The sequence below is a fragment of the Marinomonas aquiplantarum genome (genome assembly GCF_003314975.1).
Taxonomy (GTDB): domain Bacteria; phylum Pseudomonadota; class Gammaproteobacteria; order Pseudomonadales; family Marinomonadaceae; genus Marinomonas; species Marinomonas aquiplantarum.
On record NZ_QNRF01000006.1, the window covers coordinates 125,140 to 150,982 of the forward strand.

The window sequence follows — 25,843 nt, forward strand, 5'->3', positions numbered from 1 at the left end:
GCCTATTATAAGCATCTCGACTAGGATGAGTAAGGGGCTGCCGTCATCTTTTCCTCACTTGGCTGGATATTTCTCTTTGTGAAGCGGAAACGAACTGACCCAATGCTTCCAGCGTGCTCAAAATCGTCCCTACCGAATCAAACATGCACAAAAATCAAGCACACTTGTCTGCCTTCCCCACTCTTCCTGTTCGGCTGATCTCATTCGCTCAAAGTTCACAAATTGAGGCAAATTGACGCCTATTCATAAGATATTAGGGAGCAAATACGCATTCAAATTGCCCTAGCAATGCCTCTTTATGTTCCACGTAAGTATCGTATTGCGCACTAAATGAATTCACTTTCAGCCTTACTGGTCTGTTTATTGCTTTGATAAACACTCTATCATGACAATGAAGGACCAACATGCTACTGAAACCAGGAACCATACTCATAACGGCTCTCCCCTATTACGCACGTCTTATCATCATGTTTCTACTTGGTGCGCTTGCTATCTCAGCCCTGTATTGGTCATTTTTACAACCTCAAGCTCAGACAGTGATTTTAGTTAGCACCAGTCTGTTGGTGTACTTTGCCATGTCTGCCAGCCACTTAACTCAGCAGAGAATCAAAGAGCTTAACCGACATCTGCAAACACTCGACTCCAGCCACACCTTAGAACTGTCCCACAACGATAAAGAATTTAACCACCTTGCCAGCCAGATTAATAACCTACTGCGTCACCTTAATCGCAAACAACATTTACTCACCAGCTGCTCACAAGAAACCCAATACACCGCAAATGAATTACAAACCTCTTCTAACATGGTCGCTCAAGGGGCCGCTGAAGAGCATCAAGCGCTGGATACCTTAGTAAAAGAAAGTGCGGCGATGAGTATCGCCATTGATGATATTTTGGCTCGTATACAAACCACCTTAGACATGGCACACCAAACACACCATCATTCACAAAATGGACAGGTAGCACTGGCGAATCTCGGTCAACAAATCACCAGCATGCAAGCCACTGTGTCAGAAAACCAAGCACAAATGCAGGAACTCATTCAAACCACAGAGAAAATCAAAGGCTTCGTTGCCACCATAGAACAAATCACATCGAACATTAATTTATTGTCCCTTAATGCTGCCATTGAATCTGCTCGAGCTGGTGAAGCCGGTCGGGGCTTTGCCGTTGTCGCAAACGAAGTAAGAGAGCTGGCGTCCAACACCGAACTGGCAGCTCAAGATATTGGCTTAATGGTGAACTCCATTGCCACTCAAGTGCATGCTTCAGAACAAACCAGTTTAAAGTTAATTGACTTCGCTGACTTAGCTTCAAAAGGCTCCGGGGAAGCACACTCTGCTCTCTCTGCCATCTATGACGCCGCTCAATCAACCCAACGAGAAGTCAAACAATCAATGCAAGGCATTAGTGAATTCCAACAAACCAACAATAAGATGTCAGGTCGACTAAAAAGCATTAGCAGCGTTAGCGAACAACACAGCAAGGCCAGTCAAGACGCAAAGGACATGGTCAAATATCTGGAATGGCTTTCATCTCGCTTGGATCAAAAGGAAACCTTGTCATGAATGTAATCATCCTGCTCGGTATCACCAGCTTTACCATTATCACTCTGGCACTTATCAGACACCTTTACAGTGAAATTCATGCCAAAAAACACACAATAGAAGGCATCCAAGGTGTCCAATATTTTGTTGAACTCATCAAACTGACACAACAACATAGAGGAATGCACAGCGGCTTGTTAAATGGCAACCTAGATTTCAAAGACAAATTGACTCAGGTAGAAAAAGACATTCAAACTCAATACGATGCGATACTGTCTTTTGAAAAAAAACATGCCTATCCAGCACAACTCAGTATTCAATATGCTCATAAACAGTGGTTAAAGCTGCTACAAAACAACGCGATCCAAAGCAGTCAAAGCTTCCAGCTGCACACGGGCTTAATCAATCGCCAACTGGACGCTTTATGGGATCTCGCAGATGAGTTTGCCCTCACCACAAGCCGCCAGAAAACGGTGCGCCAGACGGCACAGCAACTGGTTAAAACGCTACCAGAGTTAGCCGAAGCTCTAGGCCAAATTCGCGCCCTAAGTGTACAAGTGGCTAGTAAGCAGGACTTGAGTTCAGATAAAAAGCTACAGCTTATTTTTACCTTAGAAAAAATCACTGAGCATCATGCGAAATTAAGTCAATTATTGCCGGCGAACAGCAATCAAGTTCTGCAACAATTCATTGGTGAAATAAAACGCAGTGTGGAACAAGATACACTGAGTCAGCGTGATCCAGATGGCCTATTTCAAGACGCGAGCCAGATCATCAACCAGTTGTTTGACGTGGTGAATAATCGTCTGACCGAACTTAAGCAAGCGTTTCGTTAAGCTTCACTTTTTGGTTGGTACTTGAGTTTCGATAAAGAAAAGCCCAATGACACATCTGTCTTTAACGACACTAAAGAGCGCGACAGCAAGCACTGTTCATAGCCACCAGCGAGGAGCTTTTGAATACGTTCAGGAAAATGCGACAGATTGGCATAAATGTCTTCAATGGTCGGGGCATCCGCAATGATGCTTAACGCCGTTTTCGGGCCAATGCCTTTTACCCCTGGAATACGATTAGTGGTGTCGCCTACTAAAGCCCAATAATCCATCAATTGCTCTGCCTGAACACCATATTTACCAGGCACCCAAGCTTTGTTGTAACCCAGCTTGGCAAAATAGTCATACTGGAGTATGCATTCATCACCTAATAATTGAGTAAATCCTTTATCGGTCGAGACAATATAAGACGTCACCTTGTGTTGGGACGCCTTAACCGCCAAAGTAGCAATCAAATCGTCCGCTTCCCAACCTTCCATACGAAGACAGGGAAAACGATTAAAACGAAACACCCTGGCAAAATCGTCTAACGACTCCAATAACGCATCGTCCATGGGAACGCGGCCCAATTTGTATTCAGGATAGACCTGATGGCGCCAAGTTTTACCGTTTGAATCAAACACCACGACCGCATAATCAGGCTCAAATTGTTGCGCTAATTTACTCAACGCATCAATCGCAATACTCTGTGTGCGTTCAACCCGACGAACAGCATCTTGCTCGGCTTCCAATGCCGCATAAAGTCGTCGAATCAAATTCAAACCGTCAATAATCAGTAATGTTTTATCCACACAAATGACCTATATTTCCAACTATATTTCGTTGCCATTAGGTTAACATGAGGAAGCAGATGGCACGATCATAAGATGTTAAAAACACGAGAAGGATTCTGAGTTATGCATAAATCACACGCTCAAACAATGACAGTTTTAGTACTAAGCGCTTTGTGTCAGCCCGTGCTGGCGACCCCAATTAAAGCGGTTATTGGCTTACAAAACAGCCAGATTGTCGAAGACAACAACACACTGACTTTACCCCCAGTCACGGGCAGTGTATTACCATTAGCCACCGACTTCAGACCAATTGAATACCTTGGCAATGATTCTGAACGACAATGGCTTAACCAAATTGACAGCAAAATTCGCGTCGAACATAAACACAGAGACCTCAACTACACCGGCTTACTCACTCAGGTCAATCAAGCTCAGCATACCTTTACTCTCAGCCTTAATAATCGCCCCGTCACCTTGCCAATGGGTGACTTTTATCTGATTCCACTCGAATCCCATAATGAACCAAAACAAAATACAAACAAACTGTCCATCAGCTACCAGACAGATTTGCTGTCCTGGACACCACAACTGAATCTCATTTTTAGTGACAACAAGGTAACCTTGACTCAGCAAGCCTTAATGACGAATCAGTCCAACCAAGCATTGGTGTTAGACTCTAGCTTGCTGCATTACTCTCACCAACAGCCCAGTCCACAGTTCAAAACCGAACGAGCCACTATGATGCTCGATTCAGCGGCACCACAAGTTAGCTATCAAGACAATGAAGTGGTATTCCCCTTAGCCGACCAGGTCGAATTGGCTTCTTATTCCAGCACCTTGTATGCTCTACCCAGTGATACCTTGAAGATACAAGAGCAACGTCACATAGCCACACAGTTCACTCATAGCGGACAGCTTGGCCGTATACCTCTGAACTTCCATAACCAACTCACTTTTACCTTAAAGCAAGACAGCATGCCGGGACGTTACAACACCTTCTGGCAGCAAGGTCCGCTATTAATTCCGGCCAACCAAGTCAGCCTAAATCAGATGCGAGCAGGTCAAACGCAAGAAGTGATCACCAATAAAAGCCAAGCCATCAGTGGGCACCTAACCTTAGTTAACGCCTCATCTAAACAATTGCCTAGTCGCCAAGTTTGGCAGCTGACAGTAAAAAATCATGATACAAAAATGGCGGAGTTTGCTTTGCAGCAGAACACCAATGGCATTGTCGATATTATTAAAGCCAATCACGTCACTAAAACCGCTGCCAATGGCTTACTGATCGCCGACAAACTGGCGCCGCAACAAGAAAAAGTCATCACTTATACAATTGAGGTGAAAAAATAAAATTTTATAAAGACAAGGAAGTCAGTGGCTTGCAATAAGTTTCCACATTAGAAGCCTATTCAAAACATTTCGTTATGATATGGTCAGTAGTCATAATAGATATAGCGAAAATGGCACTGCCACAAGACCAGAAGTTACGCTAGTATTATAACTAAATTTCATACTATGAGCCTACAGAAATCTATGAAAAAGCATATTATCTCATCTTTGATAACGGCTGCTGTTTTGAGCAGTACAGCGGTTCAAGCCGAAAGCATTTACGAAGTCTATAAACTGGCGAAACAAAATGATCCTGGCTTACGTGCTGCTGCCGCAACTTACCAAGCACAAAAAGAAGGTGTCACGGTAACTAAGGGTAATCTCTACCCACAAATTAGTTTCAGTGGTAGCTTGGGTTATACCGACGTAGACAGCCCTTCAGTTGAATACGACAACAATTCAAACTCCTTGGCCCTAGAACTGAATTACCCTATCTATTCTCCAGCCCTTGGCTACGCGGTTGATGCGGTCGAAATCAGCTCTGTCAGTGCGGGTGTCAGTTACGAAAACTCTGAAGAAGACTTGGCGCTGACCACACTGACTGAATACTTCAATTTATTGATTGCTCAGTCAACCTTACAAACCACTGAAGCCTTGGTAAAAAGTACTGCCAGCCAATTGGATCGTGCTAAGAAACAATACGAAGTGGGCTTAGCGTCCATTACAGATCTACAAGATGCTCAAGCCGAATACGATGCTGTTCGAGTGACCGAATTAAGTGCACGTTCAAGTGTGGCCTACGCGCAAAAAGCCTTGTACCAAAGAACAGGCCGTGTCATCAACAGCATTCCAACCCTATCGGCTGACTACCCTATTCGCCTTGACCCAAGCATGACGGTTGATGCTTTGATCGCAAAAGCACAAAAAGACAACAAAGAGCTGAAAATCTTAGACCTAGCCGTAGAAAGTGCGGAAAACAATATCAGCATTCAAAAAGCCAATGGCCGCACACCAACGGTTGCCATTACGGGTTCACTTTCTCGCACCGACAATGACTACAGCATAACATCCAGTTCTTTAGCCAGTGGCGCAACGAATACCACGGCGCTTTCCTTAGGTGTTAGCATTCCGCTGTACAGTGGTGGCGCGATTAACGCTTCTGTTCGCCAGGCCTCCGCTGAAGCGGAGTCAGCAATCGAACAAAAAGCCAGTTCATTACAATCTATCGAGTTAAATATTCGTAGCTTGTACCTTGACCTGCAAACGGCAGTGGCACAAATTGAAGCACAACAGCAGCTAATTCGCTCACGTAACAGTGCTTTAGAAGCCACCAAAGCCGGCTATGATGTGGGGACTCGTAACCTAGTTGAATTACTAGACGCGCAATCAAATTTATACGATGCGCAAAATACTTATGAGCAATACCGTTATAACTTCGTTCTAAAGCAACTTAGCTTGTTAGAAGCAACCGGTGACTTAACGGAAGATAAGATCAAACAACTTGATAAATGGTTGGTTGCTCAAAACTAACACTCTGTATTTGGCTCAAAAAAAAACCACCGCATAACAATGCGGTGGTTTTTTTTATGTTTACTGCCTGACACAAGGCTAATGACTCCTTCCGTCAGCTGTTTACAACAGGCATACTGAGTACGGTTTCCCTTAACGAGTCATCAATTTATCTCGTTTAGTAAAGCGCGCCAGCACCTTATACAAACCGAATGCATCATGACTACCAGCCAACTCACGAATCGAGTGCATACCAAAGGTTGGCAAACCTATGTCTATCGTTGGCACACCAATTTCTCCTGAGGTAATAGGTCCGATGGTACTGCCACACCCCATGTCACTGCGCACGACAAAGGTTTGTACATCGTAATTTTCTTGTGCTGCAACATCACGATAAATACTCGCTGTTTCACTGTTGGTCGCATAACGTTGATTCGCATTGACCTTAATTACCGCGCCTTTGTTAATCGCTGGCGCATGGTTGTTATCGTGACGATTGGCATAGTTCGGGTGCAAGGCATGAGCGTTATCCGCCGACACCAACATAGAACGCTGGATCGCTTGTACGAATTGCTCTGGGTTAGGCGATAAACGTCGTAATACATCGTCCAAGAACGGCCCATTGGCACCACACGCCGACAAACTGCCTATCTCTTCGTGATCGGTACAAATCAGCAAACTAGGACGCTCATTGCTGGAGCTTAACAAAGCTTGCAAGCCTACGTAACAGCTCAACAAGTTATCTAGCCTAGCGGAGCAAATGTACTCTTTATGCAAACCAACCAAGGCCGCTGGCTGAGTATCATAAAGGCTCAATTCAAAATCCAACACCTGTGCCACCGACAAATCAGGATGCTGTAGCCCGAGCTGAGCAATCAACAACTGATGAAGATCGAATTCGTTATCCGCACCACACAAAATAGGTAAAATTTCCTCTTGCGGGTTAACCGAAAAGCCTTCATTTACTTTGCGATTTAAATGAATCGCCAAATTCGGCACCACTGCAATCGGGTCTTTGAAATCCACCAGACGACTGACAATATCGCCAGCGTCAGTTTTAGCGGTGACACGACCGGCAATCGACAGATCACGATCCAGCCAAGTATGCAGCAGCACACCACCGTATACTTCAACGCCCAACTGATGGTAGCCAAAGCGATCCACATGCGCATTCGGCTTCAATTTCAAACATGGGCTATCCGTATGCGCCCCAATCATACGCCAACCAGTTTGACTCACGTCCAACACTGGCATCGTAAACGCAATCAAGGAAGACTCATTACGAGTAACAAAATACTTCCCACCTTCTTCAATAACCCAATTATCTTCTTCAATTAGCTCAACATAACCTTCTGCAAGCAGAGCCGAACGCATGCTGTCTGTCGCATGGAAAGGCGTGGGTGACGCTTGAAGAAAGGACAACAATGAATCATTAAATTGTGAATATTCCATATTTTTCCATAAGCAAAATGCTTTAAAAGTGACTTTTTAACACTTAGGCTAGCCTTAACGCCCTGTGTCTAATATGATTTTACCAATGATGTACAAAATAGACAGAGAGATACGACACCGGATGAACCTAAAACGCTTACTACTTTGCCTACTTACAGGCTATTCTTTTGCCGTCACCCCCGTATCCGCCTATCAGGAGTTACAACCTCCTCATGAGTACGATCAAGTTTCTAAAGAGTTAGTAGAAATGCTAGAAGGCATTCACTACAACAGACCTCAGATTGACGACACCATTTCGACAAAAGCATTCGACTATTATATCGATGCCATGGATCCAACCAAGAGTTTCTTTTTACAAAGTGATATTGATGCGCTAGAAAAGTATCGTTATGAATTCGATGACGCCCTTCGTAATGGTGATACCCAAGTGGCCTACACCATTTACAACCTCTACTTAAAGCGTTTCGAAGACCGTGTTAAAAGTCTCCAAGCCGACCTGCCAGACATGGTTAAATCCTTTGATTACACTATTGATGAGAGCCTAAACGCCGACCCAGACAATCAACATTGGGCCACCTCACAGGCTGAACTGGACGATTACTGGCGTAAGCGTTTGAAAAACCGTGCTTTGATTCTGAAAATGAATGGCGAAGACGAAGACAAAATTGTCTCCGTCCTAGAACGTCGTTATAAAAACCAACTAAAGCAAGTGGATCAAACCAACGCAGTTGATGTATTCCAAATTTTTGCCAATGCTGTAACCGCGGCATTAGACCCACACACGAGCTATTTCGCACCACGAGCTTCGGAAACCTTCAACATCAACATGAGCTTGTCACTAGAAGGCATTGGTGCTGTCTTACAGATGGACGATGATTACACCAAAGTAGTACGCCTAGTACCTGGTGGCCCAGCCGCCACACAAAGCGAACTAGCGCCGAACGATAGAATCATTGCCGTTGGTCAAGAAGATGGCCCTATGATTGACGTGGTCGGCATGCGTCTTGACGATGTCGTGGATATGATTCGTGGTGAACGCGACACTACTGTGCGACTGGAAATCACCCCAAGTAAAGGGGACACACAAACCAGTAAAGTCATCGACATCGTACGCAAGAAAGTCAAACTGGAAGATCAGTCTGCCAAAAAAGAAATCGTCGAAGTCGAACGCGGTGGTGAAACCTATAAAGTCGGTGTCATTTCGCTCCCCACTTTCTACTCGGATTTTGCCGCTATTCAAGCTGGCGAGAAAGACTACAAAAGCTCCACCCGAGACACCAAAAAGCTGATTGAAGAACTGCAAAAAGAAGACATTTCCGCACTGATTTTAGATCTGCGCAACAATGGTGGTGGTTCGTTACAAGAAGCCAACGCCTTGGCTGGGCTTTTCATCCCTTCTGGCCCAACCGTACAGATTCGCGACCAAAGCGGTCGTGTTACCCCATTAGGTGATTCGGACCCAAGCATCACCTACAGTGGGCCGATGGCAGTATTGGTTAACCGTATGAGTGCTTCCGCCTCCGAGATCGTCGCAGGCGCATTACAAGACTATGGTCGAGCGCTTATTCTGGGCGACCAGACCTTTGGCAAAGGCACAGTGCAAGTACTGCAAGAACTAGACAAGGGCCAGCTAAAAATCACCCAAGCTAAGTTTTACCGTGTGTCAGGGGAAAGTACGCAACACAAGGGCGTTATGCCAGACATTGCCTTCCCTTCTTTGATCGACAAAGAGTCTGTTGGTGAGAGCGCATTGGACAACCCTCTACCCTGGGACAAAATCCATGAAACACGCTACCCTGTTTATTGGAACATGCCTGCTTACTTGCCGATTTTGACCCCGCGTCATGAAGCAAGAATGGCAAAAGATCCCAACTTCATCGCCCTTAATGATCAAATTGACCATTTCAAGCAACAGGTGGAAAAATACAAAACCATCTCGCTTAATGAAAATACCCGTATTCATCAGCGCGAAGAAAACGAGCAACGTGACTTGGATCGTGAGAACACCCGTCTTAAAGCATTAGGGTTAGAGCCAGTGGCGTCTGTTGATGACATTGAAGCCAGTGAAGAAGACACTTACGCAAAAGAAGCGTCTGAGATTCTGCTTGATTTCATTGCCACCAATCAGATGGCACAAAAACAAGCCGAAAAACAAACGGCACAAAACTAAATTTAACGGGCACTGACCATAAGCATGTTGGTCAGCGCCCTTTCAAGATCCACTCGACATAACCGAAAACAACATGGCTAAAGCGTCCACCGACCGTAATACTATCGACCTGTTTGGCAAAGCCCCAGGCCGACCAAGAACCAGCACCTTAAACCGCAAAGACCAGCTAAAGCTGAATAAACGCGCACAACGTCAAAAAGAAAAGAAGTTGGGCTTAAAGCGATTAGAGCTTGTCATCGAACAAGAAGCCATCAACACACTCGATCAACTGTGTGAAATGAGCGGATTAAAACGCTCTGAATGGCTGCTCCAACAAATTCAAGACGGCGCCAAACAGCTAAAAAAACGTCCTCTAAAAAGCCCAACATAAACACCCCATAGAAAACCCGCCATTCATATTAGAGTTTTGCTATACTGTCCGGCCCATTTTATTCAATTGGCAACGACGCAGCGTTATATGGCAAAACTCTATTTTTATTATTCAGCGATGAATGCAGGAAAATCCACCGTACTGCTTCAATCTGCCCATAATTATCAAGAAAGAGGCATGCAGGTTTTATTATTAACCGCCTCCATTGACGACAGATTTGAAACCGGCAAGATCGCTTCACGCATTGGGATTTCCGCTCAAGCCAGTTTGTTTGATAATAAAACAAACATCACTGAACTGATTAAAAACGAAAGCGCCAAACAGCGTCTAAGTTGTATTCTAATTGATGAGGCTCAGTTTTTAACCAAACAACAAGTTTATGCTTTGTCCGAAGTGGTCGATAAAATGGGCATTCCGGTTTTAGCCTTCGGTATTCGCACTGATTTTCAAGGCGAGTTATTCCCAGGCAGCCAAGCTTTGTTAGCATGGTCTGATAAACTGATTGAATTAAAAACCGTGTGTCATTGTGGCAGCAAAGCCACTATGGTAATACGGGTTAATGAGCAAGGAATTCCTGTGAAAGAAGGGGCTCAGGTAGAAATTGGCGGCAATGATCGTTACTTATCTGTGTGCCGAAAACACTTTAAAGAAGCTGTGAGAGATTAACTATGTGGTTTAAAAATGCCCAAATATTCCAATTAAGTGACACGGAGTCACTGGATACCAATGAGCTAATTAAAAAAATACCAGAATTTCCGTTACAAGAATGCGGTTCGCAGGAAGAATTCTCTTTCGGCTGGTTACCACTGATTCGTAACAGTGAGCAATGGAGTCTAGCCAGTGATCGCTGCTTACTGTTCCGTGCAGGCAAAGAAGAAAAAGTTTTGCCATCGGCCGTGGTTCGTGAAGAACTGGAAGCCAAAGTTGCGGAAATCGAGTTAATCGAAGGTCGTAAAGTGGGTCGCAAAGAAAAAGCCGACATGAAAGACGAATTAGTCTTCACCCTGCGTCCAAAAGCCTTTTCAAAACGCTCTGACATTTGGGCTTATATCGATCTTAAAGCCAAGATCGTGGTGCTCAACAGCACCAATGCCAGCATGACAGAATTGCTTTTCAAGCACCTACAAACCACCTTAGGCAGCTTCCCAATGACACCGCTACAAGCGCAAGTGTCGCCTGCCAGCCTAATGACCGATTGGCTGACCAAAAACGAAGTACCAGCCAGCCTTGAAACCGGCGAAGAATGTGAAATCCAAGACAGCTCTGAAGACAAAGCCAGCATCCGCTTTAAAGCCTTAGAGCCACTTTCCGAAGACGTGACTCGTCACCTTGAACAAGGCATGTCAGTGAAAAATTTGGCATTACGCTGGACCGACAAAATGAGCTTTGTGCTACACGATGATCTGACTCTACGTAAGATCAAATTTGACGATGCCTTGAAAGAAGCTGCCTTTAACGATTCTCAAGGTGGTGGTTTGTCTGACATGGACGCTAATTTTTCCCTAATGTCACTGACCATGCGCGAGTTTTTCGAGTCGTTCTGTTTATGGTTCGAGATCAAGTAACCTCTGGCCTCCCTAGGCTTTTCCACAGATATCGTGGATAAGCTTGGGGAGAAAGCTCGCCAAGCCAGATAAGCTGGTATCGCACCTTAAATAGCACAATAACAACACAACCCATTGCCGCCTTAAAAACCATTTTTTCAAACCCTAGAGTGGATAAATGTCAAAACTCCTGCAAGAACAAAAGATAGCCAAAAAAGTGACTCTGGTTGGCGCGGTTTGGGATGCCTTATTGGGCTTAGCCAAAATCATTGCTGGCCACTTTTCCCAATCACAAGCCCTACTCGCAGACGGCATTCACTCTCTCTCCGACCTAGTCACCGATGTGTTTGTCTACGTTACCTCTGCCAACGCACGCCGTGGACCGGATGAAAACCACCCTTACGGCCACCTAAGGTTTGAAACACTGACCACAGTGTTGCTTGGCTTTGTCCTCATGTTAGTCGCCGTTGGCATTGCCTTAGACGCGATTACGAACGACAGCCATAATGCACAATTCACCTGGTACGGCTTGGCTGCTATCTTGTTGACCATTGTTGTGAAAGAGGCCATCTTCCATTACACCAAACACGCAGGCGAGCAGATTCAAAGTAAAATGCTGGTCGCTAATGCATGGCACAGTCGCAGTGATGCGCTCTCCTCTGTCGCGGTATTAGCTGGCTTGGTGGGAATATATTTAGGCTTGCCTTGGGCCGACATGGCCGCGTCCATTTTTGTCGCCTTATTAATCGGCAAAATGGCCATTGGCATGATCTGGGAAAACCTCGCTGAATTGGTCGACACCGCACCTGATCCTAAGTTGATGACACAAATCAAAGAGACGGCAAATGGTTTAAAAAATGTCATGGCACCGCACGATATGCGCGCTCGTTCTATGGCGGGAAAGATTTACCTCGATATGCACATCCATGTGCCCAGCCACGCTACAGTGAGTGAAGGCCATTATCTTGGTGATCTTGTCGCTTACACCATCAAACAAGCTCATCCTCAGGTAGCGGATGTAATGGTGCATGTGGACACGGACGATACCATCCAAACCGACAGTTTCCGTAAAGAAACCACAGGCAAACCGCCTCATTTAAAGTTGCCCTCAAGACAACAAATTCTCGCGGATTTTGGTTACTTATTAAGAGAGCACAAAGCTTACTTGGACATCGACAATACTCGTTTGCATTACCTAAACAAACAGCTCGATATTGAAATCATCGCTCTGGCCGACAAACTCACCTCACAAGAGCAAGCCGCGACCAGCCAGCAAATTTTATTTATCCTTAGCAACACCAGCTACATTCAACACGCCAGTGTGCATTGGATTTATTCGTCCAAGAAGGCGTAATCTAGTCCTCGTTGCGTGCCTCATCATCGGAACTTTCTAAGGCCTGATTGAGGTGCGCTTCCGGCAAGACTTTTGTGGTTTTCGCCCCCATCACCTTCAGTTTTTCCGCTCTGGCCAACAAATTCCCCCGACCTGTGCTTAATTTTTTCAATGCAGCATCATGACTGCGATTCACCGCATCCAATTTATTACCAATATCATCCATATCCTGAACAAAGCCAGAGAACTTGTCGTACATGGCACCCGCTTGGCGGGCAATCTCAATGGCATTTTGGCTTTGTTTTTCATTACGCCAAATGTTTTGCACCGTGCGCAAAGTCGCCAGCAAGTTAGACGGACCCACAATAATGATATTGTGTTCAAAGGCTTCACTAAATAAACCGTTATCCGCCTGCAATGCCAAACCAAACGCCGCTTCGATAGGGATGAACAAGAGCACAAAATCCAGCGATGACACACCGGGCAAATCTTGGTACGACTTGGCACTCAGCTCTTTCATATGACGACGTACCGCGTCCAAATGCTGTTTCAAGGCGCGTTGACGATCATCCTCTGTCTCGGCTTCCATGTAAGCCAGATAACTGACCAGCACCATTTTGGAATCCACCACGATTTGTTTATTATCAGGCAAATGAATCACCACATCAGGCTGTAACCGACGACCGTCTTCCGTCTGATAAGACGCCTGAACCTGATATTCTCGGCCTTTTTCCAACCCAGAGCGCTCCAAAATACGCTCTAAGATGACCTCACCCCAACCGCCTTGTAATTTATTCTGACCTTTCAAAGCATGGGTCAGATTCACCGCATCATCACTGATTTTCTGGTTGAGTTGTTGCAGGTTTTTAATTTCTTTCGCGAGAGAAAAACGCTCACGAGCTTCGGCTTCATAGCTTTTTTCCACTCGTTCCTGAAATTTCTGAATCTGAGTGCCCAGTGGCGTCAACAAAGAGCCCAACTGACGTTCGTTCTCTTTCGCTAATTTCATGCCTTGCTGACTCATAATATCTTGCGCCAGCTGCTTAAACTCCACCTCATTCTGCTTCTTCTGCTCCCGATAAAACGCCTCTTTTTCTTGCCATACTTGCTGCGCTGCCGCAAATTGTTGCTCCAAGGTAATGGACTCTTTTTCCAAATAATGCAATTGATCCTTGGATTGGCCTAAAAGTCGTTGTAATTCTTCATTTTGTTGCTGAATTTTTGCATGTGACTGCTGCCACTGACGGCGCATAGCCTGTACAATAAGCGCCGCAATAATGGACGCCAACAAGGTGCCTGTGAAAAAGCCTGAAAAAGCCCAAACGGATTGCCAAAGCCAATCTGTCATAAAAAAATAAACCTACTAATCAAAATAAAGACATTTGCACCATGTCATGGAGACGGCGAAGAGACTAGACTATCATTCATTGATGGGTCTTACCTTAATACCGTTTTTTATAGCGAAAACAACAAGCAAGCAAGTTTACATGGATTATTATCTCAGCCCAACACACAGACAACGCTTTGAATTGGAAATCAAAAACAGCCAATTTATCACCACTGTGTGTCGTACCCGAGGTCGCGATGCGGCGAAGCAATTTATTGCCGAGATTCGTAACGAGTTTCCGGATGCCAATCACAACTGTTGGGCTTTTGTTGCCGGTGCACCGAATAACGTTCACCTATGGGACCAAAGTGACGATGGTGAGCCAAAAGGTACGGCTGGAAAACCCATGTTAAACGTCTTGCAACACTCTGATTTTGGCGAAATTACCTTAGTGGTGACACGCTATTTTGGGGGCATCAAATTGGGTGCCGGTGGATTGGTCAGAGCATACAGCCAAGCGGTTCAAGAAGCCTTGACCCAAACCGAATATGAAAATATCTACCCACGTCGCCCTGTTCAGCTAAAAATCGCCTACCCTTTACTAGGCAAGGTCGAGTACTGGCTAGAACAAAGCGACATCGAAGTCACCGATAAAACATACAGTGACAGCATCATTCTCGATCTTGCTGTCATTGAACGAACTTGGCCAGAGCAACAAGCCGCCCTGACGGACCTCTGCCAAGGTAGCTTAACTTTAATAGAACCGGACAACGTATAACCATGTACCAAACTGGACAAAGATGGAGTAGCCGCAACGAGCCTGATCTCGGCGTTGGCATGATAGTCGAAAAACAAGCCAAATCTTTTACTCTGCACTTTCCTGATGCAGAAACAGACCGTCAATACTCACACGATCAAACCAGTCTTGTGCGACGCACACTGACAATTGGTGATCAACTTCACTTCCAAGATGACACCTTCACCGTGTTAGAAGTCGAAGAGATCGATGGCTTGATCGAATACCGCATTAGTGATCAAGATGACTGGTTAGAAGAGTCCATTATTCAATTCCCGCGTAATGATAAAAACGAAATTGACTCACTGCTCGCCTTATCCCCGGCGCGCCGTATGTGGTTTGACCTGCGTCGTCACACCTTAGAACATCAAGCGGCGAACGCGGCGTCTCCGGTACGCGGTTTAATGGGCCTAAAAGCCGAACTGTTACCGCACCAAATCTATCTTGCTCACGACATTGCCAATCGTCCAAAAGCGCGTGCTTTGCTGTGCGACGAAGTCGGCATGGGGAAAACCTTAGAAGCAGGCTTGATCCTACATCAACGCCTATTAAATGGTTTGTGCAAGCGCGCCTTAATTTTGACGCCAACCAATTTACAACACCAATGGTTAGTCGAAATGCTGCGTCGCTTCCACCAACCATTTTCCTTGATCAATGAGTCTGTCTACGAAGACTTCATGGAAGGTGATGACAACCCGTTTGAACAACAGCCGTTTGTCATTGCACCGATTGATTGGGCGAGCCAACACCCGAAAGCCGCACAACACATGCTCGATGCCGAATGGGACATGGTCATTGTCGATGAAGCTCATCACCTTGCTTGGCACCCTGAAACTCCGAGCATTGGCTATCAAGTCGTGTCGCGCTTAGCCGCCAATTCGGAATCCTTACTGCTGCTCAGCGCCACCCCAGAACAAACCGGTGAGCGCGAGCACTTCTCTCGTTTACAACTCATAGACCCAGATCATTACCACGACTTTGATCGCTACTTGGCGCAACAACAGGAATTCAAACAAGCGGCAGAATTAGCCGAAAGTTTGTTGCCTTATAGCCAAGAAAATCATGGCCTTACTGCCAAAGATTGGACGCAAGCATTTCATGCCTACTTAGACGAAGTGCAGAGCAAAGACTGGTTTATCCAACTGCAACAAAGCCAAGGCGACGCTCAGGTTGCCGCAGCACAAGATGCCATTAACTGGCTGATTGACCGCCATGGTACGGGCCGCGAAATGTTCCGTAACACCCGTGCTGCCGTGGGTGGGTTCCCAGATCGTTACCTGCATTCCTACCCATTGGAAAACAATGAGTTCTTTGCTTCCGCTTCCCATCACGTGCAACCAGAGCACGAAGTGGCTGATGGTCATTGGGAAAAAGACCCTCGTTGGATTTGGCTAAAAGAATTCCTTGAGTGCCAGGCGGACAAAGTCTTAGTCATCTGTCATAGCGCCGACATGGCACAATGGTTAAACGATCAACTGACCTTTGCTGGTTTCCAAAGTGCTGACTTCCACGAACAAATGCCACTGATCCATCGTGACCGTGCAGCGGCTTACTTCGCAGACGAAGACGGCGCGCAAATTCTCGTTTGTTCAGAAATTGGCAGTGAAGGTCGTAACTTCCAGTTCAGCCATCATTTGGTCATGTACGATCTGCCTGAGCACCCTGACCTACTGGAACAGCGCATTGGTCGTCTGGACCGTTTAGGGCAATTAAACGACGTTCAAATCCACGTGCCTTACCTAAAAGACAGCGTTCAAGAACGCTTGTTTAACTGGTATCACCACGCCCTCAATGCTTTCTGTCGTACCACGGGTTCCGGCGACAAGGTCGAAGAAGCCTTCCGCGACAGCTTGCACGCTTACTTACACGGACAAGACGACGACAGCGACTTGCTACAAGAAGCACGCGTTTATCACGAAGCCTTGCTCAAGCAAATGGACGAAGGCCGTAACCGCTTGTTGGAAATGAGTTCTTGCCGCCCAGAGCAAGCACGTCAGTTGATTGACCAAATCAACCACCAAGCCAGCAAAGGCTTGCATCACTACATTGAGCAAGTGACTCATGCCTTTAACATTTACGCAGATTGCCAAAATGACGATGCTGACACGGCCGCTTGGTTTATCCGCCCTTCTACCGACATGATGCTCGAAGCCCTACCTGGCATTGAAGAAGAAGGTAAAATGCTGATGTTGGATCGCCGCCAAGCCAGCCAACGAGAAAACGTTGCCTTTGCCACATGGGAACACCCGCTGATCACCATGTTAATGGACGAAGTCCAAGGCTTCGACTCAGGCAAACTGACGTCCGCAATCTTACCGATCGCCGCTCTTCCAGAAGGCACAGTGCTGATTGAAAGTATGTTCGTGATTGAAGCCACCGCGCACCCTCGCCTTAAACTGGCGCAGTCATTACCCATGACGCCAATGTGGCAATTGTCGGATTCCAACGGCAAATTCCTACACCAGCAGTTTACCGCGGATAAATGGGCAGAAAAATTGAAAGGCGTACCGAACCGTGTCGCCGAACAATGGGTTGCGGCATTACGTAAAGACTTGATCGAAGTACTACAAGCGCACCAGCTGAATGCCCAAGACCAAGCGCGTCCGATTGTGCACACTGCTAAAACCGCTTATCAGCATCGCTGTGAAAACGAAATCGACCGTCTGCGCGAACTCAAAGCCTACAACAGCTTGATTCGTGACGAAGACATCGAAGCGTTAGAGCGCAACATGCAAGAAGGCTTAGTACGAATTGATGAACACCAGATTCGCCTCGACGCGATTCGCATCATCTTAACCACTAAACCGGAATAACTCAGTGATCGAAAGCCAACCCCTGTTGGAGATACTGTACGAAGATGACTGGTTCGCCGTCATCAACAAACCTGCGAACTGCTTGTCTGTGCCCGGTCGTGGCCCAGACAAGCAGGACTCTATTTTGTATCGTGCCGAACAAGAATTTGGCGAAGCCTTTGCCATTCACCGACTGGACGAAGCCACTTCCGGCTTAATCTTAGTCGCCAAAACCCACGAATGCCAAAAGCGTATGTACGCACATTTTCGTGAACGAGAAGTGAAAAAAGAATACCGCGCCCTGCTGCGCGGCCACCTTCAAGGACAAAGCGGCGAAGTACGTAAACCATTGCGCTGTGATTGGCCCAACCGTCCCAGACAAATCGTCTGCACCGACGAATGGAGCAAAGACTCCATCACCTTTTGGCACATCCTCGATTATCAAGACAACACCACACGAGTTCGCTTAACCCCTCACACCGGCCGCTCACACCAACTGCGCGTCCACATGCAAAGCCTGGGACACAGCATCATAGGCGACGAATTCTACGACCCTGACTACTCCAGCGCGGATAAAAGATTATTACTGCACGCCTATCGACTGGAATTTCGCCATCCTTTTACGGGAGCGTGGGTAGCGTTTGTCGCGCCAATGCCGTTTTAGGGGATTCCCTAGCCCTTTTTGGGTTTTGTTTTGCCCGATATTTCGTGGGTTTCCTCTGAATGACTTTGGTTGGGGAGCATTTTTCCGCCCTGCTAGGCGGGTAACTTTTGCCAAACGATGCAAAACTCTCTTTCAATAGGAACGCAAAAAATCTTTTGAGTGCTTTCGCACATTCCATTACTGCATTAAAAAGCGTGTCGAGAGTTTTCACCAGTGGCTCGTTACCTCTTTTTACGTTTAAAAGCGTTTCACATCTGATGAAATCTAATGTCCCTTCCCCTTTTCAAGGGGAAGGCTAGGATGGGGTTAGCCAAGCAACCTCAGATAAATTCAGAGTAAACAGCAAAAAATTAGGTCTGATCCTGCCAAACCAAATCTAATGTCCCTTCCCCTTATGTCTTCAAGGGGAAGGCTAGGATGGGGTTAGCCCAGCAACCTCAGATAAATTCAGAGTAAACAGCGAAATAAAATTAGGTCTGATCCTGCCAAACCAAATCTCATGTTCCTTCCCCTTATGTTTTCAAGGGGAAGGCTAGGATGGGGTTAGTCCAGCAACCTCAGATAAATTGAGAACAAACAGCATAAAAAAGTAGGTCTGATCAACGAAACACCATCAAACATACCTTGTAAAAAGTCACCAAAAATCTGCCTCCCCATACAGTTTATTTTTAATCTCGCCAAGATATTGCTCGTTTTGTCTCATTCAATAGTCAAGAAAATGCGCGTTTGTACTGGCAAGAAGTGAAAAAGCGTTTTAGTATCAATAGGTAAGAATATCCATGTGCGAAATAACAGGCCGTGGAAAAATGGAATAACGCGCATGCTCGTTTTTCCAGTTATGGATTTTGTGAATAGCTTTATAAAAATACTAATTTTCAGTCACTTATAAAGGTATTGGAGAAGTTTTTGAATTGTCTAAATGCGCATGCGCACTATTAAAAATGTTATGTGCTTAAAAGGAGTTTTGCATGTCTGATGAACTTATAAAATGCTTCGAAGAATCCGAAAGGTTAAACAAACAACTTATATCTTTATCCAGTCAAATAGTAAAAGCTGGTGATGTATATCATATGGATATACTTACTATGGCTGTAGTTAATCGTGCTTTAGAATTATCCGAAGGCTTTAAAGATCTAATATTGTCCCAAAAGTTGTTATGTGCGGCGCCATTATTAAGACTCCAAATTGATAATCTACTACGTTATTCAGCGGCATGGTTAGTAGAAAGCCCAAGTGAATTTGTTAGCGAAGTAATGAAAGGAACACCGGTAAAAAAACTGAAAGATGCGTCAGGTAAAAAGATGGCTGACTTTTATTTAGTTGAAAAGTTAACTGAAGATATTCCTTGGGTTAAGTCTGTTTATGATAAAACTTGCGGGTATATTCATTTCTCAGAAAGTCATTTCCATAAAGTTATGTTATCGGCAGAAGATAACAGAGAATTTTCAATGGGTATAGGTTCACATGCGAAAGTAGTCCCTGAATCTAATTATATCGAAGCAGCTGAGGCATTTAATTCAGCAACCCAAGAAATCTCAAAGTATGTATATGGATGGTTAAAAACCAAAGATGGTAGTGTGGATTTGTCAGCACATAACAAGTCGTTAAAGCAGGACAAATAACAGTTTGCTTCTGCTCCTGCGTCGCTTATTTTAGCCAACATATTATTTGCCTCTTAACGAGGCGTTAAGAGTCAGAGTATTACTAAGGAGCATTGAGTGAAATTAGAAAATGTAAAATGGAATGAGCTGTCTTTTGGACATGTGATCAGGCTAGTTCGGGAAATTGCAGTAATTGTCGTTTTTTCCTACTTAGCAATACGTATTTTTAGCGGAGACCTTAGCTTGGATTTTACTAAGCTAACAGCTTCCGAACTTGTTTCTATCCTACTGGCGTTCTTTTCTATAGCGTTGTCTGCTTCATTTTTCTTTGCTGCAACAAGCGCTAGCAATCAATTTTACGACAATATAAGTAAGTTCAATAAGGATACTTCTGAACTTCTGGGGCGACTGGACGAACAAATTAAACATGTTAATTCAAGTCAGAAAGAGTTAGGTAATAGAATTGATAAACAATATCTGATACAGAACGGGGCTGATTCTGATGAACAAAGTGACGAAAATGAAGAGAAGATTAATGAAATCCAAGCTAAGTGGCAGGAGTCATTAAATAAAATATTAGACTCCGCAACAATAGAGCCAGGCGAAAAACAAAAGCTAGAGTCTGAACTTCGAGAAAAAGATAACGAGCTAAATGTTTTGCGTGAAGATCAGGCCAAAATCAAGGCAAAGAAAATATTTTCAATTAAACGATATCTCAAGAAGAAGATAGATGCTTTCGGGCTAGAAGAGGCATCAGCACTAAGTCCTGATGAGCTTTTGCTTATTATTACCCAAAAGAGTATTCCGCCATTTAGGCGAGATCTAGAGAAATATGGTTTCACTGACGTTGAACGTCCTGAGTCACGTCATGAAATCACAAAGGAAGGAAAAGAGTTAGTGTCTACCGTGGTTTCGTCAATGCTGGAAGATGACTCTTAACAAGTCAAAGCACGCGGACTTGGTAAAGCTGTCACTTTTTTTGTTACAAAAAATCCGCCAACTTCACCAAGCCGGTGTTTGCGGCGTTATGTACTTTTACGGAAAATCAGAAAGTTATGGATGAAAATACTGAAATTTGGCGTCAGTATTACGAAAAGGCACTCTCTCGCCCACGTTCAAAACGCACTGAATTTGCAGTGCAACTAAATGAATCAAACCTCAAAGTAGCTACTGACTGTGGCTGTGGAACAGGCTGTGATGTTGAATACCTAGAGCAACAGGGCTTTCAAGTTTATGGCTTCGATATTAATCCTGATTCACTTGCTATATGCAGAGACAGATTTGGGTCAAAGTCATTAGTGGATATTGCAGAGTCTTCGTTTGAGACGTTCGACTATCCAAAATCTGGTGTAATTATAGCAAATTCCAGTTTATTCTTTGCTGACCCAAAGCAATTTGAATCGACTTGGAGCAACATTAGATCTTCAATTGTAACCGGCGGGGTGTTTGCTGGTGACTTCATGGGGTTCAAAGACAGTTGGTCTCACAACTATCGTAGTCCTACAACACCGCTATCGGAATCAGAAGTAAAGGCTTTATTCTCAGATTTTGAAATAATCAGCTTCTTTGAACGTGATGAAAAAGCGAAAACTTCATTGGGTAGAATGAAGCATTGGCATACATATTCTGTGGTCGCGGTGAAACGTACATAACAAAGCGCTAAGGCTATTCAGTACTGTCCGTAGTGTCCGCCAATAGCAAAGATATAGACATACTGATCATCGTACTTATAAATTAATCGGTCTTTCTGGCTAAGACGCCGTGACCAAAGCCCAGATAAATTATGCTTCAGTGGTTCTGGCTTACCTGCTCCCTCAGCGGGGTTATCCCTTAACATTTCCTTTAATTGTCGGCACAAAACTTTATGTAGTTTCTTGTCCTTTTCTCGCAAGATTTCATACTCTTGCCAAGTGCCACCCTCAAAGACCAGTGATCTCACCCATCTCCTCCTTGTTCGGCTTGTATCCTTTATTTTCACCGTGGGTATTCAAAGAGTCAGCAATCTGCTTCATTAGGTTAGTATTTTGCAAAATGTATAATGTTTCTTGCTCTCGTTCCCAGTCCTCTGCGCTCATCACTATGAAGTCTTCACCAGAACGTCTAGTCACTTTTAATGGTTCGTGGTTTCCAACTATCTGTTCTACAAAGCTTTTCAAGTTATCTCTAAATTTATTAACACTTACACTGTTCATATCTATCACCACTTAAATGTACGGCATTTCAGTACATAATAGAATGGAAGCCTTAACAAGGCAATCACAGAGAAACAAGGAAAATGCTATAGCATAGAATTCCAAAAAATTATTAGGATCAGAGTAAGATTAAATACTATTCTACTCTGACCCTTTTAATTCCTATTAACGAAATTTCTGTCTTTGATTTTTTATCAAAACTTACCTTTTTATCAGTACTTACTTAAGGTAAGTATATTGTTTATTATGATACTTTGTTTTGAAACATGAACGATTAGAAGTGGAGCAAAGTATGAAAATTGCCATATTAGGTGCGACAGGGTTTGTTGGACGAGCAGTTTTACAGCAAGCAATTGATGAAGGCTATGAGGTCAACACCTTAGTAAGGAATCCGGCCAAGTTAACCATCACAAGTGACAAGCTTCATGTCATACAAGGCAGTTTAGAGGACGCTGAAAAAGTGGCGGAAACATTGTCAGGATGCAGCGCTGTTGTGAATGCGGCTGGCGGTGTGAAAGGCTCTGATCAATATGAAGCCTTTTTAAAGATTACCAAGATTTTAGTGAGCGCAATGAAGCTTGCTGGCGTGAAGAAATTGGTCAGTATTAATGGCTCAGGTACGATTCTGCCAAATGAGTATGTTGGCGTTAAGCGTCGCATTTTAAGCACTATTGTCGGCCTTTTTCTAAAACACATGAAGGACGCGAAAAAAGCTGAATTAGAAATATTGTTAACTGAAAAAGACATAGATTGGGTGAGCGTTCGTGCCAATTTAACTCTAAAAAAACCGGCTACAGGTCAGGTCCTTGCGGATAACCAAAAAATGCCAGGTGGTAAAATCACCTTACCTGATCTGGCTAAATTTATGCTTGATCAAGTACAAAGTGACGAATGGATTCACAAAGCGCCTTTTGTTGCTATTGCTTAATATTGCAGCGTGTCAAAGTAACCAAGTTCACACCATCTTGGTGGGCTTAGTTACTTTGACAATAAATTAGTTGCTTCGACAATAAATAAGTCGCTAAGTCACCCTATTCACTCAAACACCACTTGGTCAAAATGCGGGTTGTCGATAAGAATTTTGAGTTTGGCGATTGAGTCTAGGACAACCAATACTACTTGATGATCTTGCTCTATCTCGATGCACTCTTCTTTAACGCCGTTGCGTTTGGTGTCCAAAGCCTTGCCTGTGATTACTTCGCCAGTTTTCAAGGTCAAAGCCACAGGATAGTGGAACATGCAGACGATTTCGATGTAGTCGTAGTGTCCACAACTCAGCATGGTCATTTTCCCCTTTATTTTCCAGAATTACCTAGGCTTAACAAACCAAATTTTCACCACCCAAAGGGCCATTATCGTGACGCCTAAAAAGTAGATAAGCGTAAGATAACTCTTAATTTGAGTCAGCACGCTGGCGACAGTGACGAGGATGTCAGACAGATTAGGATATTGCAGCAACATGCACAAAATACCGATATTTTCTGCGTAGTCGCTTAGGCAAACCAAGAATGGCAGTAAGGCAATGGCCCACCAGAAACCCTTGATTAGCTGGCCTTTTGCCATCAACCAACGACTCAAAGCGAAGTAACAAAAAGCAAATAAAATCGGATAAACAGCGTCCAATACTAACTGCAAACTCAAGTATAAATGACGCCCTTCTGCGCCCAGCCTATCTAACAACATCAAGGCTTCTTGATAGGAATAACCTGTTGGTCGCATATCGAATAAGGGCAATAAATCAGTATACTCCATCACTTTGGGGATGCTATAAGTCAGCATGATGGCATACAAGGTGTTGGTTATTAGCAACAAAACCAATACGCTTTTCCCTGAAAACAGCCAATGTGTATTCTTCATACAGAAACTCCTTTTCTCATCATAAAATGACAACTTAGCTTACAGTATGAGTCATTTTAAGCTCATCCTAGAATTCAATTCAGGGTAATTTTTCACAAACTGTTTGAGTTCCGCCAGCGTTTTGATCACATACACGGGTTTGTCTGCTGAATAAGTCTGCAATTTGTCATGAAAGTCTTGGTTCCAAAACATTGGACAGCGTCTTAAGGTTTTATAACTTTGCCAGCTGCCTTTGATGATGGAACTGCCCTTCGGCCAACCTTCTGGCTTAACAAACAAACCTTTGAGCAAACGCTTGGTCACCAACCAATAGCTGGTTGGATACGCAAGATCCACATAGATTAAAACATCTGCCACCGCCAATCTTTGGTAAAACGTGCCAAGTGGCCCAAAGCCGTCGATGATCCAAGCGTCAGATGTGACGATGTCTGCGTGCGCTTGGTCATAGATTTCTCGTGGCACCAAATCGCCATTAGCTTGATAGACTAAATTGTCCAATTGATACAAAGGCAAGCCCGTTTTCTCGGCCAAGGCTTTGCTTAAGGTGGATTTCCCGCTACCGGGTTTGCCAAATACGGCGACTTTGTTCATAACGTCTCCTCAATTTGTTCTGTGAAAGTAACTTTGAGGCAGTTTTCAATGAGCATAAAAAAACCCACCTCAAAGGTGGGTTTTCGCAATTTTGCGCACATCAAATCCCACCATTCCTATGGAATGATGATAATTCGAGCGACTTGATGTGATCGTTTTGTCTTCATGGGATTATATTGCGTTAGTTCGCGTCTTTAAGTCAAACGCAATTTATGACTCTTTTTCGCTTCTTTATCTCAATAAAAAAGGGTTTTATGGTGTTTTATGTAGCTGTGTGTTTGCCAAATCTGGTGAGCCGCTTGGTGTAGTAAGCTGTGTCGCCAAGCCACTTGCTCTTCTTGTCGGTCGTAGCCGCCACCGATCACGCAAGCGGTTGGAATCCCCATGTCTAAACAGCTTTCAATAACGTACTTGTCTCTTGCTAACATACCTTGATCGCTGAGTTTCACATGCCCTAAGCGGTCATCTTGATGCACATCCGCACCCGCATCGTAAAACACAAAGTCCGCTTGATGCTGAGCCAAAATGTCCGGCAAGGTACGTTTAAGTATGTCTAAATAAGTTTGATCGTCAGCGCCTTTTGGAATGGCAATGTTCACTCCTGCGGTTTGCTTGATGTTGGGGTAGTTTTCTTCGCAATGCCAAGAGACCGGCACTATGTTGGCATGATCAGGAAAGAAAGCGATGGTGCCATCCCCTTGATGGACATCACAATCGAGTATAAGTACCTTTTTCGCTTTATGCGTATTAATCAGGTTCAACGCCGCGACCGCCAGATCATTAAAGATGCAAAAACCCGCGCCACGGTCAGGATGAGCATGATGTGTACCACCAGCTAAATGACAGGCCAAACCATGCTGCAAGGCTAATTGACTGGTCAATATGGTGCCGGAAACGGCTCTCAACGTTCGTTCAACCAACCATTCAGACCAAGGTAAACCAATGTCTTTTTCTTCTTTTGCCGTCAACTCACCGCGAATGAATCTGTGTACATACTGTTTATCATGAGCGGCCATAAGCACTGCCAATGACAAGGGTTCAGGGGTATGTTGGTTATCGTCCGTCAGAATGCCCTGCTCACGCAAGGTATCGGCCAGCAGACGAAATTTGTGCATGGGAAATCGATGGCCTGCAGGAAAGGGGATACTGTAATTGGGGTGGAA

General features: G+C 44.6%; 25 protein-coding genes. 16 read left to right on the top strand and 9 right to left on the bottom strand.

From position 1 onward, the window contains the following. The first annotated feature begins 404 nt into the window (after positions 1-404). Both DFP76_RS18135 and DFP76_RS12450 read left to right on the top strand, forming a co-directional pair. Positions 405-1,568 (top strand): methyl-accepting chemotaxis protein, encoded by a 1,164-nt coding sequence (locus DFP76_RS18135; protein WP_113874960.1) that lies wholly within the window; start codon positions 405-407, stop codon positions 1,566-1,568. Further along, positions 1,565-2,383: a nitrate- and nitrite sensing domain-containing protein gene (locus DFP76_RS12450; RefSeq protein ID WP_113874961.1), complete on the top strand. Its 819-nt coding sequence runs from the start codon at positions 1,565-1,567 to the stop codon at positions 2,381-2,383. Before DFP76_RS18135 ends, DFP76_RS12450 begins: the two co-directional genes overlap by 4 nt. Here the strand turns inward: DFP76_RS12450 and DFP76_RS12455 are convergent. Next, on the bottom strand, positions 2,380-3,171 hold the full coding sequence (locus DFP76_RS12455) for a 5'-3' exonuclease H3TH domain-containing protein (RefSeq protein ID WP_113874962.1): 792 nt from the start codon (positions 3,169-3,171) through the stop codon (positions 2,380-2,382). The genes DFP76_RS12450 and DFP76_RS12455 overlap by 4 nt on opposite strands. Positions 3,172-3,276: 105 nt before the next feature. On the opposite strand from DFP76_RS12455, the gene DFP76_RS12460 reads away from it, so the two are divergent. Then, entirely contained in the window at positions 3,277-4,503 is a 1,227-nt protein-coding gene (locus DFP76_RS12460) for a hypothetical protein (RefSeq protein WP_113874963.1), read from the top strand. 183 nt (positions 4,504-4,686) lie between these two features. Continuing rightward, positions 4,687-6,012 (top strand): TolC family outer membrane protein, encoded by a 1,326-nt coding sequence (locus DFP76_RS12465; RefSeq protein ID WP_113874964.1) that lies wholly within the window; start codon positions 4,687-4,689, stop codon positions 6,010-6,012. Between the two features lie 132 nt (positions 6,013-6,144). Here the strand turns inward: DFP76_RS12465 and DFP76_RS12470 are convergent, their stop codons facing one another. Continuing rightward, complete coding sequence (locus tag DFP76_RS12470; protein WP_113874965.1) at positions 6,145-7,443, bottom strand: M18 family aminopeptidase; 1,299 nt, start codon at positions 7,441-7,443, stop codon at positions 6,145-6,147. A gap of 85 nt (positions 7,444-7,528) precedes the next feature. On the opposite strand from DFP76_RS12470, the gene DFP76_RS12475 reads away from it, so the two are divergent. The 5 genes from DFP76_RS12475 to DFP76_RS12495 all read left to right on the top strand — a co-directional run bounded on the left by DFP76_RS12475 (position 7,529) and on the right by DFP76_RS12495 (position 12,881). Further along, positions 7,529-9,613, top strand: coding sequence for a carboxy terminal-processing peptidase (locus DFP76_RS12475; protein WP_245931933.1), 2,085 nt, complete (start codon positions 7,529-7,531; stop codon positions 9,611-9,613). Between the two features lie 73 nt (positions 9,614-9,686). Beyond that, positions 9,687-9,983 carry a LexA regulated protein gene (ybfE, locus tag DFP76_RS12480; RefSeq protein ID WP_113874967.1) on the top strand — a complete coding sequence of 99 codons (297 nt, stop codon included), beginning with the start codon at positions 9,687-9,689 and terminating at the stop codon, positions 9,981-9,983. Between the two features lie 87 nt (positions 9,984-10,070). After that, a complete protein-coding gene (locus tag DFP76_RS12485; protein ID WP_113874968.1) occupies positions 10,071-10,649 on the top strand; it encodes a thymidine kinase in 579 nt (192 codons plus the stop codon). A gap of 2 nt (positions 10,650-10,651) precedes the next feature. Continuing rightward, complete coding sequence (locus DFP76_RS12490) at positions 10,652-11,548, top strand: recombination-associated protein RdgC (RefSeq protein ID WP_063331834.1); 897 nt, start codon at positions 10,652-10,654, stop codon at positions 11,546-11,548. Positions 11,549-11,705: 157 nt separating this feature from the next. Next, positions 11,706-12,881, top strand: coding sequence for a cation diffusion facilitator family transporter (locus tag DFP76_RS12495; protein ID WP_113874969.1), 1,176 nt, complete (start codon positions 11,706-11,708; stop codon positions 12,879-12,881). 1 nt (position 12,882) lies between these two features. Here DFP76_RS12495 and DFP76_RS12500 read toward each other — a convergent pair whose 3' ends face one another. After that, a complete protein-coding gene (locus tag DFP76_RS12500) occupies positions 12,883-14,208 on the bottom strand; it encodes a DNA recombination protein RmuC (RefSeq protein ID WP_113874970.1) in 1,326 nt (441 codons plus the stop codon). Positions 14,209-14,347: 139 nt separating this feature from the next. Here DFP76_RS12500 and DFP76_RS12505 point away from each other — a divergent pair, with 139 nt between their 5' ends. The 6 genes from DFP76_RS12505 (at position 14,348) to DFP76_RS12530 (ending at position 21,692) form a co-directional block, all read left to right on the top strand. Next, positions 14,348-14,965 (top strand): YigZ family protein, encoded by a 618-nt coding sequence (locus tag DFP76_RS12505; RefSeq protein ID WP_113875053.1) that lies wholly within the window; start codon positions 14,348-14,350, stop codon positions 14,963-14,965. A 2-nt stretch (positions 14,966-14,967) separates the two neighbouring features. Beyond that, on the top strand, positions 14,968-17,796 hold the full coding sequence (gene rapA / locus DFP76_RS12510; protein WP_113874971.1) for an RNA polymerase-associated protein RapA: 2,829 nt from the start codon (positions 14,968-14,970) through the stop codon (positions 17,794-17,796). A gap of 4 nt (positions 17,797-17,800) precedes the next feature. After that, positions 17,801-18,439: an RluA family pseudouridine synthase gene (locus DFP76_RS12515; protein ID WP_113874972.1), complete on the top strand. Its 639-nt coding sequence runs from the start codon at positions 17,801-17,803 to the stop codon at positions 18,437-18,439. A 968-nt stretch (positions 18,440-19,407) separates the two neighbouring features. Then, positions 19,408-20,061: a hypothetical protein gene (locus DFP76_RS12520; protein ID WP_113874973.1), complete on the top strand. Its 654-nt coding sequence runs from the start codon at positions 19,408-19,410 to the stop codon at positions 20,059-20,061. A 96-nt stretch (positions 20,062-20,157) separates the two neighbouring features. Beyond that, the gene (locus DFP76_RS12525; protein ID WP_113874974.1) at positions 20,158-20,979 is read left to right on the top strand and encodes a hypothetical protein; all 822 of its coding nucleotides are present in this window, start codon (positions 20,158-20,160) and stop codon (positions 20,977-20,979) included. 116 nt (positions 20,980-21,095) lie between these two features. Further along, complete coding sequence (locus DFP76_RS12530; RefSeq protein ID WP_113874975.1) at positions 21,096-21,692, top strand: class I SAM-dependent methyltransferase; 597 nt, start codon at positions 21,096-21,098, stop codon at positions 21,690-21,692. A 17-nt stretch (positions 21,693-21,709) separates the two neighbouring features. Here DFP76_RS12530 and DFP76_RS12535 read toward each other — a convergent pair whose 3' ends face one another. Together DFP76_RS12535 and DFP76_RS12540 are read right to left on the bottom strand one after the other, a co-directional pair. Then, positions 21,710-21,979, bottom strand: a complete 270-nt coding sequence (locus DFP76_RS12535) for a Txe/YoeB family addiction module toxin (RefSeq protein ID WP_113874976.1) — start codon at positions 21,977-21,979, stop codon at positions 21,710-21,712. Next, the gene (locus DFP76_RS12540; protein ID WP_113874977.1) at positions 21,960-22,232 is read right to left on the bottom strand and encodes a type II toxin-antitoxin system Phd/YefM family antitoxin; all 273 of its coding nucleotides are present in this window, start codon (positions 22,230-22,232) and stop codon (positions 21,960-21,962) included. The genes DFP76_RS12535 and DFP76_RS12540 overlap by 20 nt, the downstream gene beginning before the upstream one ends. A 292-nt stretch (positions 22,233-22,524) precedes the next feature. Here DFP76_RS12540 and DFP76_RS12545 point away from each other — a divergent pair, with 292 nt between their 5' ends. Next, complete coding sequence (locus DFP76_RS12545) at positions 22,525-23,160, top strand: NAD(P)-dependent oxidoreductase (protein WP_113874978.1); 636 nt, start codon at positions 22,525-22,527, stop codon at positions 23,158-23,160. A 107-nt stretch (positions 23,161-23,267) separates the two neighbouring features. Here the strand turns inward: DFP76_RS12545 and DFP76_RS12550 are convergent, their stop codons facing one another. From DFP76_RS12550 to DFP76_RS12565, 4 genes are all read right to left on the bottom strand, one after another. Further along, positions 23,268-23,519 carry a Rho-binding antiterminator gene (locus DFP76_RS12550; protein ID WP_245931935.1) on the bottom strand — a complete coding sequence of 84 codons (252 nt, stop codon included), beginning with the start codon at positions 23,517-23,519 and terminating at the stop codon, positions 23,268-23,270. Positions 23,520-23,540: 21 nt separating this feature from the next. Further along, the gene (locus DFP76_RS12555; RefSeq protein ID WP_113874979.1) at positions 23,541-24,089 is read right to left on the bottom strand and encodes a hypothetical protein; all 549 of its coding nucleotides are present in this window, start codon (positions 24,087-24,089) and stop codon (positions 23,541-23,543) included. Positions 24,090-24,140: 51 nt separating this feature from the next. Next, positions 24,141-24,680, bottom strand: coding sequence for a P-loop NTPase family protein (locus DFP76_RS12560; RefSeq protein ID WP_113874980.1), 540 nt, complete (start codon positions 24,678-24,680; stop codon positions 24,141-24,143). Between the two features lie 236 nt (positions 24,681-24,916). After that, on the bottom strand, positions 24,917-25,795 hold the full coding sequence (locus DFP76_RS12565; protein WP_245931936.1) for a histone deacetylase family protein: 879 nt from the start codon (positions 25,793-25,795) through the stop codon (positions 24,917-24,919). Between the last annotated feature and the right edge of the window lie 48 nt (positions 25,796-25,843).

Excerpts from the sequence above, each read along its gene's own strand:
- DFP76_RS18135 (WP_113874960.1), top strand. The coding sequence starts at position 405 with ATGCTACTGAAACCAGGAACCATACTCATAACGGCTCTCCCCTATTAC.
- DFP76_RS12450 (WP_113874961.1), top strand. The coding sequence starts at position 1,565 with ATGAATGTAATCATCCTGCTCGGTATCACCAGCTTTACCATTATCACT.
- DFP76_RS12460 (WP_113874963.1), top strand. The coding sequence starts at position 3,277 with ATGCATAAATCACACGCTCAAACAATGACAGTTTTAGTACTAAGCGCT.
- DFP76_RS12465 (WP_113874964.1), top strand. The coding sequence starts at position 4,687 with ATGAAAAAGCATATTATCTCATCTTTGATAACGGCTGCTGTTTTGAGC.
- DFP76_RS12470 (WP_113874965.1), bottom strand. The coding sequence starts at position 7,443 with ATGGAATATTCACAATTTAATGATTCATTGTTGTCCTTTCTTCAAGCG.
- DFP76_RS12475 (WP_245931933.1), top strand. The coding sequence starts at position 7,529 with ATGATGTACAAAATAGACAGAGAGATACGACACCGGATGAACCTAAAA.
- ybfE (WP_113874967.1), top strand. The coding sequence starts at position 9,687 with ATGGCTAAAGCGTCCACCGACCGTAATACTATCGACCTGTTTGGCAAA.
- DFP76_RS12485 (WP_113874968.1), top strand. The coding sequence starts at position 10,071 with ATGGCAAAACTCTATTTTTATTATTCAGCGATGAATGCAGGAAAATCC.
- DFP76_RS12490 (WP_063331834.1), top strand. The coding sequence starts at position 10,652 with ATGTGGTTTAAAAATGCCCAAATATTCCAATTAAGTGACACGGAGTCA.
- DFP76_RS12495 (WP_113874969.1), top strand. The coding sequence starts at position 11,706 with ATGTCAAAACTCCTGCAAGAACAAAAGATAGCCAAAAAAGTGACTCTG.
- DFP76_RS12500 (WP_113874970.1), bottom strand. The coding sequence starts at position 14,208 with ATGACAGATTGGCTTTGGCAATCCGTTTGGGCTTTTTCAGGCTTTTTC.
- DFP76_RS12505 (WP_113875053.1), top strand. The coding sequence starts at position 14,348 with ATGGATTATTATCTCAGCCCAACACACAGACAACGCTTTGAATTGGAA.
- rapA (WP_113874971.1), top strand. The coding sequence starts at position 14,968 with ATGTACCAAACTGGACAAAGATGGAGTAGCCGCAACGAGCCTGATCTC.
- DFP76_RS12520 (WP_113874973.1), top strand. The coding sequence starts at position 19,408 with ATGTCTGATGAACTTATAAAATGCTTCGAAGAATCCGAAAGGTTAAAC.
- DFP76_RS12530 (WP_113874975.1), top strand. The coding sequence starts at position 21,096 with ATGGATGAAAATACTGAAATTTGGCGTCAGTATTACGAAAAGGCACTC.
- DFP76_RS12540 (WP_113874977.1), bottom strand. The coding sequence starts at position 22,232 with ATGAACAGTGTAAGTGTTAATAAATTTAGAGATAACTTGAAAAGCTTT.
- DFP76_RS12545 (WP_113874978.1), top strand. The coding sequence starts at position 22,525 with ATGAAAATTGCCATATTAGGTGCGACAGGGTTTGTTGGACGAGCAGTT.
- DFP76_RS12550 (WP_245931935.1), bottom strand. The coding sequence starts at position 23,519 with ATGACCATGCTGAGTTGTGGACACTACGACTACATCGAAATCGTCTGC.
- DFP76_RS12555 (WP_113874979.1), bottom strand. The coding sequence starts at position 24,089 with ATGAAGAATACACATTGGCTGTTTTCAGGGAAAAGCGTATTGGTTTTG.
- DFP76_RS12560 (WP_113874980.1), bottom strand. The coding sequence starts at position 24,680 with ATGAACAAAGTCGCCGTATTTGGCAAACCCGGTAGCGGGAAATCCACC.
- DFP76_RS12565 (WP_245931936.1), bottom strand. The coding sequence starts at position 25,795 with ATGCACAAATTTCGTCTGCTGGCCGATACCTTGCGTGAGCAGGGCATT.